This is a genomic window from Blautia sp. MCC283, from assembly GCF_018785565.1.
GTDB lineage: Bacteria > Bacillota > Clostridia > Lachnospirales > Lachnospiraceae > Blautia_A.
Window position 1 is genome coordinate 81,760 of sequence record NZ_WQQB01000066.1, and the last position, 23,221, is coordinate 104,980.

Here is a 23,221-nt window from a genome sequence, read left to right on the forward strand (position 1 = left end):
TTTTCATTTATCAAACTTTAAGGAGGAAAACACAATGAAGATGAACCGGAATGAAATGGAAGCCCTTTATGCCTTTGGCTGTCCGAACCTGAAAGCAACTGTTGAGCGTTTGCGTATGGTGGCTGCCCTTGCACCCGATCCAGTGGCGAAGAAGCTGTTTTATATGCTTTCCGTCAAGCTGAGTGCTGAGGGTGTTGAAAGGTGGTATCGCTGCTTTTACTGCAAGCTGCGTGTGTTGAAAAACCATAGGGAGGGCTGCTATGGCGAGACTGACGAAGATTGAGAAAGAAACAATCGTTCTCTTTAATGAGGGCGAGGACAAGGCAAATATCTACACCCACAACGCCGGATTGAAAAAGAGGTTGGCTGCTTTTGCTAAGAAGTACCCTGACCTTTGCCGACTGGAAAAATCCAATGTTCAAGGCGGTGTTTCTTATGAGCTGGCAAAGTCCCGTCTGTCTATCCGTTTCTTGCCGCCTTACAGTGAGGAACGCAGACAGAAAGCCAGCGAATATGCGAAAAAGCATGGGCTGAACAGCCAGCAGGGATAATGTGATAATCAGGGCTGATATGCGGTTAAAATGTCAGGTGCAGACCTGATGTTTTGACCGTTGCCTATCGCCTGTGAGGAAAGTATCGGGGACTATGGATTTTGCAGAAATGTGCGTTACAGGTAAGTAAAAAAACTACTTGATAGAGTGTAAATTGAATTGTTCATATCGGTATGATATAATTTACTGAAATGAAGCAAGAAGGTGGACTTTTGTATGAAAAAATTTTTGAAAATATTGCTAATCATTATAGGAATAGTCTTTTTGATTTTTGCAGCACTGATATGTATTGGACTGTTTGTTGATTATGATGACCATATTGAAAATGGTCGCTATACTTATGTTCCGGAAGATGACAATAAAGACAATGCATATGTCGAATTCAATTTGAGCGATTACGATAAAAAGGATTCTGAACTCATATATTATAGTTCTGTCGAAGAAGCTATTTTGAATTCTCCTTTGAATACTGAAAATGAAGAATTTTCTGTTCCAGAAGATTTTCTTAATCATGTTGATGAAATATTGCATATATGGAATGGCAAACAGTATGATACGATTTTCTATCGGGCAGGAAGCGATAATGATCCCGTTCAAGGTTTTGTGATGGCACGCTGCAAAAAACAGGTGGAGGAAGCAACTGTACAATATGCGTTTATGAATGCTACACCGGTTACAACTAAAGCGGATAGCATTCTTATATCTGATATTACAGAACTAATTCATTCATCTTTAAAATTAAGTGATTTTCAACAGGACTTGAATCCAAATTATCCAGATACCAGATTTGTTTTTGGCTATGCACATGATAAGGAAATTTACTCATTAGAAGTAGAAGGTCAAAAGCCAGATGGTGTTATTGAAATCAATGTATATGACAGAACGATGTATCTATGGTATTATGATGATTTAAAGAGCGACAAGAGAGGAAACAATCTAAGTTATTCAGTAGATATGCCAGAGTAATTTTTCAAATTGTCTAATCTGCCACAACTGAATATGACCGTTAAGGTCAGATGAAGAAACCGATGTATTGAGCGTAAAGCGATCATGCGTCGGTTTTTCTTTTTGCAAAATAGTCCGGTGGACTGTTTTGTAAAACCGAAGGAACTGACAGAGCTTGGGACGGGGCGAAGTCAGTTTGTTCGGGCGGGAGTACAGAGGGTGCAACCCTTTGTGCATGGGTACAGGGAATGCAATACCCCTGTGCAGGTCAAGGGCGGCAGCCTTGCCCAGTTAAGTGGCGTTTCGCCACTTAGTACTGGGTATTACTTGACGCAGAAAGCCGCAAGGAATCAGCTTCGCTGCCCTTCTCCCCTGTCGGGGAAATCAAAAAGAAAAGGAGGAACTCATGTGAAATTAACAAGACACAATGGACGAGCCGGAAAGAATGGCGTTTATAATCCGAAGCACAATGACCGCAGTTTTGACATTGCCAACAGCGAACACATTGATGAAGAACGAGCCAAACAAAATCTCTATTGGGACTGTTACAATGGCTTCCGCAATTTCAAAAATCCCGAAAAGGAAAATGAGCTGTCTGCCACTTTTGAAGATGTGGAACAGCTTTTTTATCATCAGCGGTATCGTGATTTTGTGACAGGACAGAACGAAAGAAATGTGAAGAACAGACACCCTGAAAGGAATAAGGAAACCGGAGATTTGCTCAAAAGCAAAAAGACCTGTCCAGAGGAAACGGTCTATCAGATTGGAACGCTTGATAATCATGTTCCGCCGGAATTGCTCATTGAGATCGTCACAGAATTTATGGAAATCGTAAATGAGCGTTTCGGCTCTCATGTCCATATCCTGAATTGGGCGCTGCACTTGGATGAAAGCACCCCTCATATTCACGAGCGTCATGTGTTCGACTGTGAAAATCAATATGGGGAGATTGCCCCACAGCAGGAAAAGGCTTTGGAAGCACTGGGGTTTGAACTGCCGGAACCGGAGAAGCCTGTCGGAAGAAAAAATAACCGCAAGATGACTTTCGATTCAGCTTGCCGAGTGCTGCTGTTTGATGTGGCGAAAAAGCATGGCTTACAACTGGAAGAAGAACCGGAATATGGTGGTCGTGCTTATCTGGAAAAACAGGATTATATCCTTTTCAAGCAAAAGGAGCAACTGTCAGCACAGGAGCAAAAGCTGGAAGAACTCACGATGAAGATTGAGGATGTGGAAGCTCTGGTGGATGAGGTTGCCGATATTGCCTATGACAAGGCGGTTGAGGTCGTTGCTGATACTGTAAAACTGGAAACGCACAAGGAGGATATTAAGCTGGTGGAGCAGTCTAAGGCGTGGGTTCTCTCCCCTGAGCGTAAGGCTTCAAAGAAAGAAGTTGAGTATGCAGTGAAACGATTGGATGGCGTGATTGCCAGAATCACAAATGCTATGAAATCAACTATTCAGAAAATCCAAACTACGCTGATGAAACCGGAGGTCAAAAAAGCCGGAACGGAGCAAATCAAGAAGAAAGCCAAAAGTTCCATTATAGAGCAGTTGAGCCGCAAGAAGAAGGAAATGGCAGAGCGTGAAGTCAGCCGGACAATTCCGGCGAAAAGCAAAAAACAGGATATGGAACTTTAAGGCACTTGCTGTTTTCACTTTGAAAATGACAGGTGCTTTTGCTTTAGGGAGCAAGAAATTATCTTCCATTCTTTAGGTTGATGAAGTATAATGGAGATACACTATTTGAAAATCTTAAAGAGGTAACAGCTATCATGAAAAAACTATTAACATTGATGTTACTTGTTTCACTGTGCTTAAGCGGTTGTGCATTAGGGAACAATGTATCGGATATATTAAAGATATGTTAAAAGATTTTTTGCCAATAGAAAACAGTGATGATTGGATAATGTCGATATTAAGCAACAATATTAAGGTCGATAAAGATGGTGAAGAAACGTTAGAAATTTGTGGAGTAATGGGATAGGAGACCAGCTATGAATATTAAAGAACTTGTACTAGTAATCAGCATTCTTTTATCCATAAGAATAGCTGAATACGCTATGAAAAAATATAAGGAACAGAAAGACGTTGAGGTAACAAAAAAGCAGAAATCCAGAAAGCAGACAAAAAAATATATAATTACAGCACCCAGCATCTTGAAAGTAGGATTACCATGCGGAATATTTTTTGGTTGTACAACTATTGCTTTTATTTTAAGTCAGATCTTCAAATGGGAATTTGTACAACAGATAGAAAATTGTTATTTTATGTTGATTTGTTTGTTGGTATCTATAGGATTTACAGTATTAGGAATTGTTCTGACATTATATGGATACATATGGAAGATAGAATATGACACACAAGAGATTATCTACCGTTCTGCATTAGGAATTACAAGGAAATATAGAATTGAAGATATTACAAGATGCGTAGGAAAGAGAAGAAATCAATATCGCTTTTATCAAGGGGAGAAAAAGATATTCCAGTATGAAATGGATGCAGAAGGAGATGTTTATGATTTACTAATTATTTTGAAAAAAAGGGGGATAGATGAAGAAGAATTGATTCCATCTACGAAAGAGCACTGCATCGTAGAGCCAATGATTATCCGGAAAATATTGCCTATCATAGGTTTCTGCATTTATACTTTTTTTACAATTGTATTATTTTTGACTCGAGATGGGAAAATTTGGATGTATCTGTTGCTGGGAGTGATAGATTTACTGTTGCTTTATTACAGCGGTGTCTATTGGTATGATCAACTGGAAGTACAAGACAAACTTTATAAGAAAGATTTTCTAAAGAAAATGCGGACAGTTGAATTTAAAGAGATTACAAAGGTTGAGCAACACAAAAGTATAATAGAAAAGGAGTACATAATTATTTATGTAAAAGGAGAAAAACCAATAAAAATAGACAGATATAATGAAAATGTAGAAGTTTTGCTAATGAGATTAAAGGATGAAAAAATATCTGTAATGTGATTGATAAATAATGTGGAAGATTAGGATAAAGAAGAAGCAGTACTTATTCGGATAAAAAAGGAAAGCGGAGAACACCAGATCTCTTACTGGTACAATTTTCCAGTATTGAAACGTATATTGGTTCAGCATTTGGTGGTGCATTAGGTGGAATTTTGGGAGCACCTTCAGCTATAGGAAAAGTAGGTACAACTATAGGCGCTTCTGAAAAGATACTAAATTTTTTATCAAAGCCCTTTATTATTGGAGGGATTTCAAGTGGAACATCAACATTAGTTGGGGAAAGTCTTGAAACGATGACAGGAACAAATAAAAGGGGAATAGAACAAATCGGCTTGGATGTACTTGAAGATTTGATTTTAGGAGGTATCTTAGGCGGTATAGGATCAAAAATAAAAATAAAAGGATTAAATGCAGGAAGAAATAACTATCAAGCAATTTTTGCAGGAGGAATAACAAGGCTTGTTAATGGGACAGGTGCAATGCATCTTAAAACATTATTAAAAGGATATATTGCACAATTAGTTGAATCGATAGGAGATGGAGTAGCAGGAGAGATATATGATTATATAAAAACAGAATTATTTGGTTGTGGGGAGGCATAAAATGGAATTTAGTATTTTTAGACTTGAAATAAGAGGGATATTGTTTGGAATAGCAGTATTATGTTATATAGTGTATTGTATAAAAAAAGAAAGTTTTTATTTGCACTTTTTTTAAGAAAAAAAGTGTTGTAGAGCAATATAAATATAACGGTAGAAATGATATTAAATTACTTAGAGGTGCTAATTTAATGTTATTAATAACGGTAATTTTTATTTTAGTATATATAATGAAAATTATTTTTGATATTCCGTACATAATTAATAAAGAATATTTTTACATTAAAGGCTATACTATTGAACAAAGTCATGGTGGTGCGGATGTTTCTCATGAACGTAGAAGCATTTTTGTAAAGGATGAAGATACAGGAAAAGTATTTGAAATTACGGTTTTTTCAGAATAGATTGATGAAAACGATTTTTTAGAAGTTGAATTTTTGCCACATACCAAATATGGAGCAATTATTTCGAGAGAAAAATCGAGATGATTAGGTTAATTGGAAGTTACCATACGAGGAGAAAATGCTATGACAATATCTGATTTCAAGAAAGACACAAGCCTGACAAGTATACCGGAAAACAGCAGCAATCTTACAAACTTAGATTTAGAACCTGTAATCGCCTATGGCAGACTGCGTGCATTATTTGGAGAACCCAATTATGAAACACAGAATTTTGAAGACGCTTACTCTTATATTCTATTTGTTGAGTCGGAGTCTTCTGAAAAAATTTACTTGGAAGTGTATGAGGGAAGCAGCGGACCGGCGATTGGTGGTCTGAACAATGCTGAGAGTTTGCAAGCTGCTGAAACTCTGAAGAAATTGATAGAGGAATCAGAAGAAGTGGCAGATTATCAGTATGAGGGATACTATTTGGATTTAGATTCAAAAATCACTATGGGTATCAAAGATGGCGTGCCTTATTATAACGAGGAATTTTGTGAGGAAATTCCCGATTTTCACTAATTAGACGAAATAATTATCATTTAGAAGAAGCAGGAAATCTGAAAAGGTCTCCTGCTTCTTTTGCACCCAAAATTGAATATGGAACTCTAAGGCACTTGCTGTTTTCGTTTTGAAAATGACAGGTGCTTTTTTCGTTTCAGGAAAGGAGTCACATGAATGTATTTGAAGTTGTAAAAGAAAATGTTACTGCCCGACAAGCCGCAGAAGCCTATGGCTTGAAAGTGGGTCGCACAGGTATGGCGTGCTGTCCGTTTCACTTGGATAAGTCCCCCAGTATGAAGCTGGATGAACGCTATTACTGTTTTGGCTGCGGAGTGACCGGAGACGCTGTTGATCTCACAGCGAAGCTATTCGGTATCGGGCTGAGGGAAGCTGCTGTCAAACTTGCTGAAGATTTTGGTCTTAACTATGACAGCCGACAAAAGCCCAGTGTCCGCCCTCGTATTCGTGAGCCGACACCGGAACAGAAGTATCAAAAAGGAGAAAATCATTGCTACAAGGTGCTGACGGATTATTTTCATCTTCTTAGAGAATGGGAAAAGAAATACGCTCCTAAACAGCCGGATGAGGAATGGAATCCTCTGTTTGCAGAAGCACTGTATAAGAAGAACTATATCGAATATCTGCTTGATATTCTTCTGTATGGTTCATTGGAGGAACGAAAAGCACTTGTGGCAGAACAGAGAAAGGAGGTGTTGAAACTTGAACAGCGAATTGCAGAACTGTCAGCAGACAGAACCATGCACAGTAGAAGAAATCCGAAACAGCTTAGAGCAGAGCGAGAAAGGTAAGGTTTATAATACTGCCGCAAATTATAAGCGTGTTCTGCAATATGACCCACTTTTGAAAGGGGCTATCCGAAAAAATCTTCTGACCGAAAGAATCGACATTGTGAAGCCCCTCGGCTGGTATCGTGACAGCCCGACATTGACGGATGTAGATGTGAAATATCTGCTCCTATATTTTGAAGAAAACTATGGATTGACCGTAGAGAAGAAAATTATAGACGCAGTTGCGGTTATTGCCAATGAAAATCGTTACCACCCTGTCTGTGATTTTCTCAATGCCTTGCAATGGGACGGAACAGAACGCATACGCTTCTGTCTGCACCGCTTTCTCGGTTCTGATACAGATGATTACACCTATGAAGCATTGAAGTTGTTTCTGCTGGGTGCTATCTCACGAGCCTTTAAGCCGGGGTGTAAATTTGAGGTAATGCTCTGTCTTGTAGGCGGTCAGGGAGCCGGAAAGTCCTCTTTCTTCCGTTTGCTTGCGGTCAATGATGATTGGTTCTCTGATGACTTGAAAAAGCTGGATGATGAAAATGTGTACCGCAAAATGCAGGGGCATTGGATTATTGAAATGTCGGAAATGATTGCAACCGCCAACGCTAAGAGCATTGAAGAAATCAAGTCCTTTCTGAGCCGACAAAAGGAAACCTATAAGATACCCTATGAAACACATCCGGCAGACAGAAAACGACAATGTGTGTTTGGAGGTTCTTCTAATACCCTTGACTTTCTTCCCCTTGACCGAACAGGCAACCGCCGCTTCGTTCCGGTTATGGTCTATCCTGAAAGGGCTGAGGTTCATATTTTGGAGGATGAACAGGCTTCCAGAGAGTATATCAATCAGATGTGGGCAGAAGCTATGGAGATTTACAGAAGCGGCAATTTCCGTCTGAGATTCAGTCCGGCTATGAACGCTTATCTGAAAGCCCACCAAAAGGACTTTATGCCGGAGGACACAAAGGCAGGACAGATTTTAGACTATTTGGAACGCTATTCCGGCAGCATAGTCTGCTCTAAGCAGCTTTACAAGGAAGCACTGGGGCATGATTATGACGAACCGAAACAATGGGAGCTGCGAGAGATCAACGACATTATGAATAACGCTGTCACAGGCTGGAGGGCGTTCAGCAATCCGAGGTATTTTCCAGAGCCTTACCGCCGACAAAAGGGCTGGGAGCGTATCAGGAATGACAACGAGCCTGACAACAGCATGGATGGTTTTCAGGAAATCCCGACAGAGGAAATGGAACAGTTAGGACTTCCGGAAGAATGGTTGAAGCAAAAATAAAAGCCCGTTGTCGCTTCGGTTGTCGAGCCGGTTGTCGGTCTGGTTGTCGGGCAAAAATCCCGAAAGCCTTGATATTGCGGCACTTTTCCCTCTCTGACAACCATGACAACCAATATTATAAAGAAAAAGGAAATAGTAAAAAGATAGTATCGCCCGATAAAGAAAAAAGGTTTTCTGATGTCCGTTGTCGGAACTTCGTTGTCAGACCTTTCCTTGTCGGGCTTTTTTCATTTAAGTAGGAGGAATATCGTATGACAAATATTGTGAACAGTACACTACCCACCCCAAATAACCATTCGGAGAAAAACAAACCGGATGGAGTTTTTGTGATTAAGCAAGGCAAAACAAATTATAAAGTCAAAGTGTTTTTTGACCATAGTAGCGGTTTGACTGCTGAGGACAGGTTGAAACGCATTATTCAGGCAGAAGCAGAGAGAGAATCTGCGTAAGTAATATAAAAAATATCCACGCACCCCCTTGACAAAAGCTTTCAGAAGATACATTGCTTTCAGCGATGGAACGTGCAGGGAATGAAGAACTGACCGAAGATACGGAAAAGAAAGGACTTGGCACACCGGCAACAAGGGCAGCAATCATTGAAAAACTGATTCATTCTGGCTTTGTGAAAAGGGAAAAGAAAAATCTTGTGCCGACAGATGATGGAAATGTACTGATTACGGTTCTGCCGGATGAGATTAAATCTCCGAAGATGACAGCAGAGTGGGAAATGGCGTTGAATCATATTGCCCAGAATACAGAGACAGCAGATGAATTCCTAAATGGAATTACAGAGCTGATGCAGGAACTGGTTGCTAGGTATCAGGGGATTTCAGAAGAAAAGAAAGACCAGTTTCAGGGAAAGGCAAAAGGAGAAATCATTGGCAAATGTCCCCGCTGTGGAGCAGATGTCCGGGAAGGAAAAGTAAACTTTTACTGCTCTGACCGGAGCTGTGCTTTTACCTTATGGAAGAATGATAAATTCCTTGCAAGTCAGGGAAAAAAGATGGATAAGACGACAGCAAAGAAATTTCTGTCTAAAGGAAAAATCCATTATAAGGATCTGGTATCAAGAAAAACAGGGAGACAGTATGAAGCAACCGTGGAAATGGTTGATCTCGGTGAGGGAAATGTACAGTTCAATCTGATTTTCCCACAACGATAAGTAGTGTATTGCAGGCAGTCTAAGGACTGTCTGTTTTAATACAAATATATGAAAGAGAGGACCTTAGCATGAAGAAAAAAGGTAATTTTAGAAAAGTAGTATCTGGCTTGCTGGCAGGCATGACAATGCTTAGTACAGTGTTATCTCCAATGACTGCATATGCAGCGGAGATCCAGCCAGAGGAGAACCCTCCACTTTATGAGGAAGTGAAAGAACTTCTGGATGAAGATGAGGTGGTGACTGCCAAAGATTATGAAATGGAAACAGGCAGTGTATTTGATGTGAAATCAGACTACACAGGACTGGAAATCAAGGATGATAACAAGGTCAAAGTCACATTTGAGGAAGCAAAGAATGATAAGAATGAGGATTTTACGACAGATCATGCGGACACTTACAAAGCGGTCTATTATGTGGAACCGGTAAATCAGGAGCATCCGAAGTACCAGATCAGCCGAAACCTGATTGTGCGTGAGAAAGAAACAGAAACGCAGACAGGGGCGGCAGGAAGTGAAGCAGTGACCGAATCCGAAACAGCTGGCAGTGAACAGCAGACAGAGGAAGCGGAGGAGTCCGAAGCAGACTCGGAGATTACCGATATTGACGCTGACGAATTTGATGATTTGGTAGAGCAGGCACAGAATCAGGATACCTATGATGAAGAATCAGGGTTAGAGCTTCATGATGTTTTGGAACAGGCAGGAGAAGAAGGCGTGGATCTTGAAGCTATGGAAGAGGGAGAGATTGCAACATTTGAAGCAGTTTCCGCTTATTCAGCAAGAAGTACACAGCAGGTAACAATTGAAAAAGGACCACTGTATAGATATGCAGATTATAATCTTGGAACCTATCTGACAGAGCCGTACTATATCAGCTACGGAAGCGTCAGAGCAATTGCGTATTGTGTACAGCCAGCTAAGCCAGGACCTGGATCTGGAAATTATACAATCACAAAGATTGGAGACAATCAGGCGTTAGCAAAAGTGTGTTATTACGGTACTGATGCCGCAGGAAGCGAAAGCTTTTTTGCGAATAAACACACGGATTTTTCAGAAGGAAAAAGATTCATCATTATTCACATGGCTGCATCCTATGCCAACGGAAGTAGTGATGCATTTTACGGAACAAATGCTACAGGAGAGGCTTTGGCAAAAGAACTCTATAATTATTGTGTGAATAAGCCGGAAATACCAGATGTAGCGATGTCATTTTCGAAGCCGAATGTAAAAACTTATGTAGACGGAAATGTTCAGAGAACGGAGAACATTCAGTTCAACGCATCTTCCCAGCAGAAAATTACAATGGACTTACCAAAGGGAGTAAAGCTCCATAATGTATCTACTGGAAAGGTAAGTGCGGCAGGTGCAAGCGTAACAATTGGAGGCGGAACCACGTTTTATCTCTCAGCGCCTCTGACACAGACAAAAGATGTAAGTGCTACCTTTTCTGCAAAAATGAAGGGAAGTATTACAAAAGATTATTCAGCATATAAACTGACTACGAATGCAAGTGTTCAGGATCTGGCATTTGTGTTTGGAGAAGGTGTTGCTGATGAAAAATATGTAAGCTTAAAGGTGTCCTGGATTGAACAGGCTACGATCGAAATCGTAAAAAAAGACGATACAGCGGATGTTAATCTTGCAGGTGCAGTATTTGGTGTATACAGCGATGAGGCATGTACAAAGCTGATTACTCAGATGCCGGCAACAGATAAGAACGGAAAATCCTCTGTTACGATCATCAAGACACAGGATACCGTTTATCTGAAAGAAATCACAGCACCACAGGGGTATGTAGTAAATGCAACAGCAACAAATGTAAAACTGGTAGCAAGTAAGACCTCAGCTGTAACCGTGGAAAATAAAGAACAGCTGGCAGAGCTTACCATTTACAAAGAAGGACAGGTTCTGACCGGAGCAGATGTCAGTGAAAATGGAACGGTATTTCAGTATGAAAACCGCAGACAGAAAAATGCAGTGTATAACGTGTATGCAGGGGCAGATATCGTAACAGCTTATGGCACAAAAGTGTACAGCAAAGGTGACCTTGTAAAAGAAAACCTGACAACAGGTGAGAATGGTTCTGTCACACTGAAAAACCTGCATCTTGGAACCTACGTGGTAAAAGAAACAAAAGCACCGGACTCTTTCTATAACGGCAGCGAAGAAAAGTCAGTGACTCTAACTTATGCTGGTCAGAATAAAGAAGTTGTATTTGCAGATGTGACTTTTAACAACGAGAGACAGAAAGCAGATGTTTCCGTAATAAAACAGGATAAAGATACCAGGAAACCACTGAAAGGCGGTATTTTTGCTCTGTATGCATCCGATGATATCAGAAATGCAGACGGAAGCGTTGTTGTGAAAAAAGGAACGCTGATTGAGAAAGTAACTACTGGCGCAGACGGAACTGCAAAATTTACAGCAGATCTTCCGATTGGATATTCCTATTCTGTAAAAGAAGATCAGGCACCGGAAGGTTATGTGAGAAATACAGAAGATGTGTACACGTTCAAGTTTTCTTACACCAATGATAAAGAAGCAACCGTATCTTTTGCCCATACCTTCAGCAATGACCGTGTGACAGCAAAGATCAATCTTTATAAAATGGATAAAGAGACAGGAAAAGCAGTACCGCAGGGAGATGCCACATTGAAAGGTGCAGTTTATGGATTGTATGCCCGTGAAGATATCGTGCATCCGGACGGAGCAACCGGAACTATTTATAAAGCAGGAGAACAGGTAGCTTCTCTTACAACAGATGACAAAGGACAGGCTTCTGTAAAAGGCTTATATCTTGGCAAATATTATATCAAAGAGATTACACCGCCGACCGGATACCTGGCAGATACAGAAGAGCATGATCTTACGTGCAGTTATGAAGGAGATATGACAGCAGAAGTAAAAAGAGAGTGCACTTCCAGTGAGCAGGTCATCAAGCAGCCATTCCAGATCATCAAAGCAGCCAACAATGGAAAGACCGATGCCGATCTGTTATCCGGAGCCGGATTTACAGTTTATCTGAAATCTTCCCTTACAAAGAAAGCAGATGGAAGCTACGACTTTGATTCTGCAAAACCTGTAGTGAGTGGAGAAAATGGAGCAACTGAGATTTTCACAGATGAAAAAGGTTATGCCTGCAGTATTCCATTACCATTTGGAAGCTATATCGTGCGTGAGACTACAACACCGCACAATTACAAGCCAGTCGATGATTTTGAAGTGAATATCACAGAGCATCATCCAAATGAGCCACAGATCTGGCGTGTGCTTTTGGATGAAGAGTTTAAGGCAAAACTGAAAATCGTGAAAAAAGACGATGAAACAAAGAAATCCGTATTGATTGCCGGAACTGAATTTAAGGTATATGACCTGGACAACAAGAAGTATGTGGAACAGGTAACAACTTATCCAGTGACAACAACCCATAAGTCCTATTTTACGGACAGCCAGGGATATCTAATCATGCCGAAGAATCTGAAGATCGGACATTACCGGATTGAGGAAGTCAACGCACCGGAAGGGTACACAATTAACAAGAATTATGTAGAGATTGCGGTGGATGCAAACACAGCATACCAGATGGATTCTGAGAGCGGAGATGCCATTATTACGGTAGATTACGAGAATCATCCGGTAAAAGGAAAGTTGACGATCTATAAAAAAGGTGAGATCCTGACCGGATTTAAGAAAGATTTTGTTTATGAAGAAAGATATCTGAAAGGTGCATCATTTAATGTCTATGCAGCTGAAAATATCTATACACCGGATTATCAGAAAGATGAAAACGGAAACAGACAGCTGATCTATGCAAAAGATGCACTGGTAACAACGGTAACGACCGGGGAAGACGGAAAAGCAGTTGCAGAGAATCTGCCACTTGGTTCTTACTATGTGGTAGAAAAGACTGCACCGGAAGGATTCGTTTTGAACCATGACAGATCAGAAGTCGCATTTGTCTATGCCGATCAGGATACACCTGTGATTGAACAGGAAGTGACGGTTGGCGATGACCGACAGAAAGTTGCAATCCAGGTAGAAAAACAGGATGCAGAAAATGGTGCAACCATAGAAGGGGCTGTCTTTGGTATCTATAACAAAGAGGATATCAAGGCAGATGGAAAAGTGATCGTGAAAGCAGACACACTGTTGCAGGAAATGACTTCTGATAAAGATGGTCTTGCAACATGTACGCTGGATCTGCCACTTGGACAGTATTATGTGAAAGAGTTAAAAGCACCGGCGGGATTTGTATCTTCTGATGAAGTTCTGAATCTGGATGCTTCTTACCAGGGACAGGATGTGAAGACAGTAAAACTGAAAACTGTGAAAAAGAACCAGCCGACAACAGTAGAAATCACGAAATCTGATGTAACAACAGGTGTGGAGCTGGATGGGGCAAAACTCACTGTTCTTGATAAAGAAGGAAATGTTGTGGATCAGTGGACTTCTGTAAAAGATCAGCCACATGTGATCAAACGACTGACAGTTGGAGAGGAATACACCTTTCGTGAGGAAATGGCACCTTATGGTTATCTGAAAGCAACGGATGTGAAGTTCACACTGGAAGATACTGCCGAGATTCAAAAAGTAGAGATGAAAGATGAAGTTCCGACAGGACTTCTGATCATCAACAAAAATGGAGAGTTTTTGGATAAGGTGACACTTCTGGATCATGTAAAAGGTACCGTGGAGCATCTTTTTGAGTATGTAACCGGAAGCCTTGCAGATGTGACTTTCGATGTATTTGCGGCGGAAGATATCAAAGCGGCAGATAGTGTCAGCGAAGATTATTTTAAAGCAGATGAAAAAGTGGGAACCATTACCACAGATTCTAATGGTATTGCACAGATGGGAGATCTCCCGGCTGGCAAGTACTATGTGAAGGAAGTAAAAACTGCCCATGGTTATGTGCTGGACGGAGAACCGAGATATGTTGATCTTTCCTACCGTGATCAGGATACACCAGTCATCACTTATGATGAGAAATGGCAGAATGCCCGTCAGAAAGTAAAGGTTACGGTTGTGAAGAAAGAAAAAGATACAGACCGTGTCCTTGCAGGTGGTGTCTTCGGTCTTTATACCAGTGAAGATATCAAAAATGCAAAGGGCGAGGTACTCCTTGAGAAAGACAGTCTGATCGAGCAGCGAGTAACGGATGAAAAAGGACAGATTACTTTTACGGTAGATCTTCCGGTAGATGGAAAATACTATGTGAAAGAAATCTTTGCGCCGGACGGATTTGTTACAACAGAAGAAGTACAGGAATTTACCTTTGAATATGCCGGAGAAGACCAGACAGAAGTAAGCTACGACTTTACTTTTGAAAATCAGCCAACCACAGTGGAGCTGTCCAAAACAGACCTGACAACAGGTAAAGAACTTCCAGGTGCACACCTGAAAGTAACGGATTCAGATGGCAATGCAGTAGATGAATGGACTTCTACGGAAGAATCCCATGTGATCAAAGAACTGGTTGTTGGTAAGAAATACACCATGACAGAGACAAAACCGGCAGATGGATATGTCACTGCAGAAAGTATTACTTTCACAGTAGAGAATACAGCAGAGGTTCAGAAGCATGAGATGAAAGATGATGTGACAAAAGTAGAGATCAGTAAGACTGATATCACAGGAGAAACTGAGATTCCAGGTGCGAAACTGACGATTCTCGATAAGGATGATCAGGTAGTAGAGAGCTGGACTTCCACAGAGGAAGCACACTATATCGAAAAACTGCCAATCGGTAAATATACCTTACGTGAAGAGCAGGCACCGAAAGGATATCTTCTGACAGCCGATGTGACATTTGAGGTGAAAGATAACGGAGAAATCCAGAAAGTGGCTATGAAAGATGATACTGCCAAGGGAAAAGTGATTCTCAATAAGACAGATAAATCATCAGGAGAACCGCTGAAAGGGGTAGAATTTGAACTCCGTGACAGTAAAGGAAAAGTTCTGGAAACCTTAAAGACAGATGCTGCCGGTCATGCAGAAAGTAAGCTGTATGAGATTGCCACATTTAAGAACGGCAAATATGATACCGCTATCAAGTATTATCTGGTGGAAACAAAGACACTGGACGGATACACACTGGATCAGACCAAGCATGAAGTGACATTTGCCTATGCAGATGACAGTACACCGGTTGTAGAAGTTACCTTTAATCTGACAAATGAGAAACCGGAAGTTCCAGAAACACCGAAAACACTGGATACACCACAGTCCCATGAAGAGACAAAGGTATCAAATGCACCGAAAACAGGTGACAGCACGAATATTTGGCTGCCGATTCTTCTTCTGGTAATCTCCACAGGAGGTATGGCAGGACTTTATATCAGAAAAAAGAAAAACAGAAAATAGTAAAGTAATTAATTTGTAGTAAAGGGGGGCCCTGAATCAGGGCTCCCTTTTCAATACAACTAATGAAAGAAAGGAACAGAAAACTATGATGAAAACAATGGTAAAAAGACAGGAAGCAAAAAAGAACCAGGAGAAAACTTTAAAGAGAATGATGGCTTATCAGAAGAAAGCCGAGCAGATGGTCAGTAGAAAAAGAGTGAACCATCACATGATCAGAAAGGGGTAAAAGCGTATGATGAACAGAAAAGAATTTTATGAATATGTCAAAGACAATGTAAAGGAGTATCTGCCAGAGTCTTATAAGGACGCAGAAATTAAACTGCAGGAAGTAGAAAAAAACAACGGTTTGAAGCTGACAGGTATTACGATTCCAAACGGAGATCAGAGAATCGTACCGACAGTCTATCTGGATTCCCTCTACCAGGAATATATCCATGGAAAAGATGTAGACTCTTGTGTTAGCGATGTGGCTGATATGCGTATTGAGGCACAGGGAAAAGCAGAATTTTTTGATATGGGAGTTCCAGATATTCTGGATTATGAAAAGATGAAGGACAAATTACAGATGAGAATTTGTGATAAGGAATGGAATACCGATCTTCTTGCAGATAAAGTAGTCACAGAACACGGAGATTTTGCAGCTTATTATGCAGTAAATCTGGAGGAAAATGGAGAAGGGATCAGCAGTATTCCGGTAACTGTTTCTCTGATGAACGAGTGGGGAGTATCTGCCGAACAGATTCAAGCGGATGCGATGGTGGCAGACCGAAAACGTGGTGTCACACTTATGGATATGAATGAGATTATCAAATCTATGATTTTTGGTGAAGAACCAGAAAACCTGCTGAATGAAAAAATGGATATGGAAGCCATGGAAAACCCAATGTTCTGTCTGACAAACAAAGCTAAGATGAATGGAGCGTCCCTGTTACTGCAGGAAGATATTCGTAAACAGATTGGGGAATGCCTGGGAAGTGATTACTTTGTCATCCCATCTTCCATTCATGAAGTGCTGATTCTTCCTGATAACGGCATTTTTCAGGTTCCGGAATTAAATGCGATGGTACAGGAAGTCAATGAGACAAAGGTGGAGAGACAGGAGCAGCTTTCCGATAAAGTTCAGTTTTGTGATGGGAAAACGGCAGTTATGGAAAATGCTGAGCGTAGGGAAGCTCGTTTGGAGAAAGAAAAAGCAGCCGAAAAAGCGGAAGTAAAAGGTGGAATCCATGGAAGACTGGAGAAAGCTAAGGCAGAAATCAAGGCAAAAGAGGGAGACAAAGTGCCAAAGAATAAGTCAAAAGAGCTTGCCACAGCATTATAAAGAGTAACAACGATGATTTTAAGGGGACTGTGCTAAGCAGTCCCTGATTTTATGAAAAGGAGTAGCGCATGGCAAATAAATTATATGCAATGGAACAGCTGACGGAAGAGGTGGCAAAAGATGTAGCTGCCAGTCCGCAGGAATGGATGCGGTTCCTAAACACTGCATCCAGACTGTACAAATACACTTTTCCAGAACAGCTTTTAATTTATGCACAGCGACCGGAAGCAACTGCCGTAGCATCCATGGAAATCTGGAATCAGAAGATGTACCGCTGGATCAAAAAGGGATCCAAAGGGATTGCCTTGATTGACAATACTTCCGGACCGAAAACGAAACTTCGGTATGTATTTGATGTGCAGGACACTTATAAAGTGCGGAATCTTGGAAAGGATCCTCAGTTATGGAATCTTCCGGTGGAAGGAGAACAGCTGGTGGCAGATTATCTGCAGGAGCAGTTATCACTGGAAGATACAGAAGGAGGACTTGCTGAAAGTCTGCATCAGGCAGCGAAGGAGAGTATGCAAGAATGGCTTCCAGATGCATTGGAAGAACTGAGACTGGACGTAACAGGGACATTTCTGGAAGAACTGGACGAACAGAATCAGGAAGTCGAATTTCGGGAACTGATGACCAATAGTGTCTGGTATGTATTACTAAACCGGTGTGGACTGGATGCACAGGAATATCTGGATGCAGAGGATTTTCGGCATATTACGGACTTTAATCAGCTGATAGTATTAGGACATCTGGGAAGTGCAGTCAATGAGATCAGCAGACCAGTCCTGATGCAGATTGGACGATATGTGCTGAATAATCTGGAAAATGACCTGAAAACGGTTGCAAAAGAAAAAGAAGTAGTCTATAATGAATTTAACACGTTAATGCGTGAAAACAGTACAAATAAAACAGAAGATAGAGAAGAAAATAAGGAGGAAACAGACTATGAGAGAGATCACTTACAGCCAGAACGGAGAGTATCAGATTCCAGATATCAGCCTGGAAGAGACGAGAGGAACCATCGGGAAGTATGGAATGATGAGGAAAGAGTATCTGAGAAATCACAAGGTAGCAAGGTTCAACATTCTGACTCTGCAGAACCGTCTGGACAGTCATCTGATGGAGATCGACAGTCAGGCAAGACAGAGAGTAGACAACCTGATGAACGAACTTCTGGAGAAAGATCCGGCACCGGACAAGATGGCAGACACAATGGCGTGGACCAGACACATGAACCAGATCAAAGCACAGGCAGAGGAACTGGTGATTCAGGAGATTATTTACAGTTAAGCCTGTTCCCAACAGAAGAGGAACAGTTAGGGGAAATAAGGAAAGCGGCAGCTGCATTAGAACAGCCAGCCGCTTTCCTTATTTCCGATGAAGTGATAGATGATATTCTCCGCACGGGAAGCGGACAGAAAAATACACTGTTTCATATTACAGCAAGATTGATTGAAGGTCTGGATAATGAAGAAATGCGGAACTTTCTGAAGAATGAATATGGTACCGGTGGCAAAGGATTTACCATAGATGGACAGAAAATCAGTATCTGGTATGACAATGATGGTATCCGCATCCGACGAGGAGAATCTGCCAGAAGGAACTTTGACCGCATGGTTACGTGGGAAGAAGCAGCGGACAGAATCCGGGATATGTACGAGGATGGAAATTACGTGGATAATTTGATTTCCAACAATGCCATTGAACAGGAGCAGGAAGAAATGACCAATCTTCTTGCACTCCATTTTCGGGATACCTGCAGAAACTGGGAAAAGAACCAATCATATTCAGACTGGCAGGATGTAGTGAGTGGAGCATGGACAGATCAAGAGAAAGCAGATGCGATTGTCTATCGTTTTGAATGGCTGCAGAAATATATGGATGAGAATCCGGGAGATTATTACCGCTGGGAGATTCAGCATAATCCGGAATATTTTCAGCGTTTTCAAGATTTACAGAGGGAGCGTTCCTGGGTAGACCAGAAATTTACAGTCGAACGTCCTGCACTTTCCTTTATTACACAAGACGAGATAGATGCCGTCCTGAGAAGAGGCGGTATTACTGCCGGAGGACGTAACCGAATCTATGAGTATTTCATGGAGCACCATGATATGAAAGATGCAGCTGAGTTCCTGAAAAATGAATATGGAACAGGTGGTTCTTCACCCGGAATACCAGGAGCAGATGCTTCTGACGCATCCCACGATGCAAAAGGATTAAAGCTTGGAAAAGGGAAGATTGGCAATCCAGAGGTAGAAGTTTTATTAAAGTGGAATAAGGTTGCAAAACGTGTTCGCCAGTTAATCCGCACAGATGATTATTTGTCACCGGAAGAAATGGAAAAGTACGAAGAGCGACAGGAAGCACAAAGACTGGCAGACCTGGAAGAAGCACAGCAGATGTTAGGAGAACAGCTGGAACAGGATACTTTTACAGCGGAAGATATAACGGATCTGCGACTAGTTGATTCAGAATATATGTCCGGTACCAGAACAAAAATCTATGATTTTGCTTGCAAAGTTAAGGGAGAAGAGAATCGACTTCAATACACATTAGAATATCATGATGATGGAGAAGGTTTCACGATTCATACGGAAAAAGATGATATTTGGGAGCGAATGTCAACACAAGAATTGGAACGTCTGGATGTAAAACTTGGACAAGAAGTACTTTATTATCATTATCACAACAAAACAGTAAATGCGGATACCTTAGATAAATTACGGGAAATCAAGGAAGAAATCATGGAGGAAGAGTCTTCCTATTTTACTGCTATTTCTAAACGTGTGTGGACAGATTATGATAAAAAAGAAAAAGAACTGTCGGGAGAAGTTGAGGTATCGGAAGAAAAAGAATCATTGGAAGAGATTAACGGAATAGCAGAACTGATTCCAGCAACGAACTTCCATATCACAGATGATGAACTTGGACAGGGAACACCGAAGGAGAAATTCCGAGCCAATATTATGGCTATTCAGCTGTTAAAAAAATGTGAGGATGAGAACCGCAATGCGACACCAGAGGAACAGGAAATCTTATCCAGGTACGTCGGCTGGGGAGGTCTTGCAGATGCATTTGATGAGACAAAAGCTGCATGGGAGACAGAATATCTGGAATTAAAGACTGTTCTTACACCAGAGGAATATGCTGCAGCCAGAGCTTCCACCTTAAATGCTCATTATACGCAGCCGATTGTGATTGAAAGTATGTATCAGGTGCTGGAGAATCTGGGATTTACAAAAGGAAATATCCTGGAGCCATCTATGGGAGTCGGAAACTTTTTTGGAATGCTTCCAGAGAATCTAAACCAGTCCAAACTTTATGGCGTGGAATTGGACAGCATCAGTGGCAGAATTGCAAAGCTACTCTATCCAAATGCCAATATTCAGATCAAAGGTTTTGAGAAGACAGATTATCCTAATGATTTTTTTGATGTGGCGATTGGAAATGTGCCATTTGGTGCATACAAGGTCAATGACCGTCAGTATGATCGCTACAATTTCATGATCCATGATTACTTTCTCGCCAAGACGATAGATCAGTTACGTCCAGGTGGTGTGGCGGCACTGATCACAACAAAGGGAACTATGGATAAGGCGTCACCGGAAGTCCGGAAATATCTGGCAGAGCGGGCAGATCTGTTGGGAGCAATCCGACTGCCGAACACAGCTTTTAAGGCAAATGCGGGAACAGAAGTCAGTGCTGATATCTTGTTTTTCCAAAAGAGGGAAAGCCTTACGAAAGAAATGCCGGAATGGATAAATCTGGATAGTGATGTCAATGGAATTACGGTCAATCAGTATTTTGTTCAGCATCCGGAAATGATTCTGGGTGAGATGAAAGAAGTGTCCGGTCCGTATGGTATGGAAACAACCTGTGCTCCAATGGAAGGAGCTGATTTGGAATTACAGTTACAAGAAGCTGTGAAACACATCAAGGGAAGCATGGTACCGGCAGTAGATGTGGAAACAGAACTGGATGAGATGCCAGAGAGTATTCCGGCTGATCCGAATGTTAGAAATTACAGCTATACGGTGGTAGATGATCAGGTATATTACCGTGTCAACTCTTTGATGAATCAGGTGAAAATGCCTGCAGCCACTGCAGAACGTGTAAAAGGCATGGTTGCAATCCGTGATACCGTTCGTGAGCTGATCGCCATGCAGATGGAAGAATTTGTCACAGACGAAGAAATCCAAAAACAGCAGGAAAAACTGAATCAGGTGTATGATACCTACACAGCAAAGTATGGAGTTATTGGAAGTAATGCTAATAAACGGGCATTTTCTGATGACTCTTCTTATTGTCTGCTGTGTTCCCTGGAAGACTTGAATGAAGATGGAACATTGAAGCGGAAAGCGGACATGTTCACCAAACGAACCATCAAAAAGGCGGTTGCTGTGACAAGTGTGGAAACAGCCACAGAAGCACTTGCTCTGTCTTTAAATGAAAGGGCTAAAGTAGATCTCCCATATATGGCAAAGCTGACCGGAAAGACCGAAGAGAAAATCACAGAAGAACTGGTAGGAGTTATCTTTAAGAATCCACTGACAGACCAGTGGGAAAGCGGAGATGAATATCTGTCCGGAAATGTCAGGGATAAATTAAACACTGCGAGAACCTTTGTCGAGAGTCACCCGGAATTTACACCGAATGTTCGTGCATTGGAGGCAGTTCAGCCGAGAAATCTGGAAGCATCCGAAATTGAGGTGCGTGTTGGAGCTACTTGGATTGAACCTTCAGATTATCAGGATTTTATGACGGAACTGCTTCATACGCCACGGTATCTTGCACAGAAGGAAATACAGGTAAAATTCTCTGAGGTAAATGGAGAGTGGAGGATTACAGGAAAGAATGCCGACAGTCCCAAAAATGCGTTTGCCTATGCAACGTATGGAACTGAGAGAGCAAATGCCTATAAGATTCTGGAAGATACCCTGAACCTGAAAGATGTACGCATCTATGATAAGAGTGTCAATGAAAATGGTGATGAGATCCGTATCCTCAATAAGAAAGAGACCATGCTGGCATCACAGAAGCAGGATGCAATGAAAGCAGCATTTAAAGACTGGATTTTTAAAGATCAGCAGAGGCGTGAACGATTGGTAAAGGTGTACAATGAACGATTTAACAGCATCCGTCCCCGTGAATATGATGGCAGTCATTTGACTTTCCCAGGAATGAATCCGGAAATAGAACTTCGTCCGCACCAGAAAAATGCAGTTGCACACCAGCTTTACGGAGACAATGTACTTCTGGCACATGTAGTAGGAGCTGGGAAGACCTACGAAATGGTAGCGGCGGCAATGGAAAGTAAAAGACTGGGATTATCACAGAAGAATCTCTTTGTCGTGCCAAACCATTTGACGGAGCAGTGGGGTGCAGAATTCCTACAGTTATATCCGGGAGCCAATATCCTGGTTGCAACCAAGAAAGATTTTGAACCAGCAAACCGAAAGAAGTTCTGTGCCAGAATTGCTATGGGGAATTATGATGCCATTATCATTGGACATTCCCAGTTTGAGCGTATTCCAATCTCTGATGAGAGACAGGAAGCTATGTTACGGAAGCAGATTGATGATCTGGAAATGGCAATCCAGAGTGCAAGGTATGAACAGGACGGCGGGCGTTATACCGTCAAACAGATTGAAAAGACCAGAAAGACACTGCAGACAAGGCTGGAAAAACTGAATCAGAAAGAGAAGAAAGATCAGGTAGTTACGTTTGAAGAACTGGGCGTGGATCATTTGTATGTAGATGAAGCACACAGCTATAAAAATGCGTTTCTCTATACAAAAATGAGAAATGTAGCCGGGATTGCACAGAACGAAGCACAGAAGTCCGCAGATATGTTCAATAAATGTCAGTATCTGGATGAAATTACCGGAGGAAAAGGCATTACTTTTGCTACAGGCACACCAATCAGCAACAGCATGACGGAATTATATGTTATGCAGCGGTATCTGCAGAACAGCAAACTGCAGAATATGGGACTTGGATTGTTTGATTCCTGGGCCTCTACTTTTGGCGAAGTTGTCACGAGCATTGAACTTGCACCGGAGGGCTATACTTTAGTAGGACGATAAATAATGCGTTCCTAAATTGAAAATAGGTTATCAAAGTCGGTTGCAGAATTTCAAAAAATATTTTTTTGATTCTTTGAAAAACAGTTCCGCTTTGTATCCCTATTTTCTCCTATTGGTAGAGGGAGTAATACTTTTAATACCAAAACAGATTACATAAAGAAAGG

16 protein-coding genes are annotated in these 23,221 nt (G+C 41.3%); all 16 read left to right on the forward strand.

Annotated elements, in window-relative coordinates; translation table 11 throughout:
- Positions 1-34 precede the first annotated feature (34 nt).
- Entirely contained in the window at positions 35-283 is a 249-nt protein-coding gene (locus GPK81_RS15445) for a hypothetical protein (protein ID WP_007488504.1), read from the forward strand.
- Complete coding sequence (locus GPK81_RS15450) at positions 261-551, forward strand: hypothetical protein (protein ID WP_007488503.1); 291 nt, start codon at positions 261-263, stop codon at positions 549-551. The genes GPK81_RS15445 and GPK81_RS15450 overlap by 23 nt, the downstream gene beginning before the upstream one ends.
- 216 nt (positions 552-767) lie before the next feature.
- The gene (locus GPK81_RS15455; RefSeq protein ID WP_050006303.1) at positions 768-1,517 is read left to right on the forward strand and encodes a hypothetical protein; all 750 of its coding nucleotides are present in this window, start codon (positions 768-770) and stop codon (positions 1,515-1,517) included.
- Between the two features lie 84 nt (positions 1,518-1,601).
- A complete protein-coding gene (locus GPK81_RS15460; protein ID WP_215651041.1) occupies positions 1,602-3,137 on the forward strand; it encodes a plasmid recombination protein in 1,536 nt (511 codons plus the stop codon).
- A 356-nt stretch (positions 3,138-3,493) separates the two neighbouring features.
- Positions 3,494-4,483 (forward strand): DUF6560 family protein, encoded by a 990-nt coding sequence (locus GPK81_RS15465; RefSeq protein WP_117962072.1) that lies wholly within the window; start codon positions 3,494-3,496, stop codon positions 4,481-4,483.
- A gap of 152 nt (positions 4,484-4,635) precedes the next feature.
- On the forward strand, positions 4,636-5,085 hold the full coding sequence (locus GPK81_RS15470; protein WP_118624419.1) for a hypothetical protein: 450 nt from the start codon (positions 4,636-4,638) through the stop codon (positions 5,083-5,085).
- A 188-nt stretch (positions 5,086-5,273) separates the two neighbouring features.
- Positions 5,274-5,486 (forward strand): hypothetical protein, encoded by a 213-nt coding sequence (locus GPK81_RS18075; protein ID WP_252196675.1) that lies wholly within the window; start codon positions 5,274-5,276, stop codon positions 5,484-5,486.
- Between the two features lie 123 nt (positions 5,487-5,609).
- Entirely contained in the window at positions 5,610-6,047 is a 438-nt protein-coding gene (locus GPK81_RS15480; protein WP_118322795.1) for a hypothetical protein, read from the forward strand.
- Positions 6,048-6,199: 152 nt separating this feature from the next.
- Complete coding sequence (locus tag GPK81_RS15485; protein ID WP_215707314.1) at positions 6,200-6,838, forward strand: CHC2 zinc finger domain-containing protein; 639 nt, start codon at positions 6,200-6,202, stop codon at positions 6,836-6,838.
- Positions 6,750-8,126 carry a virulence-associated E family protein gene (locus GPK81_RS15490; protein ID WP_064785841.1) on the forward strand — a complete coding sequence of 459 codons (1,377 nt, stop codon included), beginning with the start codon at positions 6,750-6,752 and terminating at the stop codon, positions 8,124-8,126. The genes GPK81_RS15485 and GPK81_RS15490 overlap by 89 nt, the downstream gene beginning before the upstream one ends.
- Positions 8,127-8,377: 251 nt before the next feature.
- Positions 8,378-8,575 carry a hypothetical protein gene (locus tag GPK81_RS15495; protein ID WP_005335835.1) on the forward strand — a complete coding sequence of 66 codons (198 nt, stop codon included), beginning with the start codon at positions 8,378-8,380 and terminating at the stop codon, positions 8,573-8,575.
- A 53-nt stretch (positions 8,576-8,628) separates the two neighbouring features.
- A complete protein-coding gene (locus tag GPK81_RS15500; protein WP_252196676.1) occupies positions 8,629-9,288 on the forward strand; it encodes a DNA topoisomerase in 660 nt (219 codons plus the stop codon).
- A 68-nt stretch (positions 9,289-9,356) separates the two neighbouring features.
- Positions 9,357-15,650, forward strand: coding sequence for a SpaA isopeptide-forming pilin-related protein (locus GPK81_RS15505; RefSeq protein ID WP_195983178.1), 6,294 nt, complete (start codon positions 9,357-9,359; stop codon positions 15,648-15,650).
- 85 nt (positions 15,651-15,735) lie between these two features.
- Positions 15,736-15,876 (forward strand): hypothetical protein, encoded by a 141-nt coding sequence (locus GPK81_RS15510; protein ID WP_170962603.1) that lies wholly within the window; start codon positions 15,736-15,738, stop codon positions 15,874-15,876.
- Positions 15,877-15,882: 6 nt separating this feature from the next.
- On the forward strand, positions 15,883-16,971 hold the full coding sequence (locus tag GPK81_RS15515; RefSeq protein WP_148463343.1) for a DUF5688 family protein: 1,089 nt from the start codon (positions 15,883-15,885) through the stop codon (positions 16,969-16,971).
- A 68-nt stretch (positions 16,972-17,039) separates the two neighbouring features.
- Positions 17,040-23,057: a DEAD/DEAH box helicase family protein gene (locus GPK81_RS15520; RefSeq protein WP_215707315.1), complete on the forward strand. Its 6,018-nt coding sequence runs from the start codon at positions 17,040-17,042 to the stop codon at positions 23,055-23,057.
- Positions 23,058-23,221: the final 164 nt, after the last annotated feature.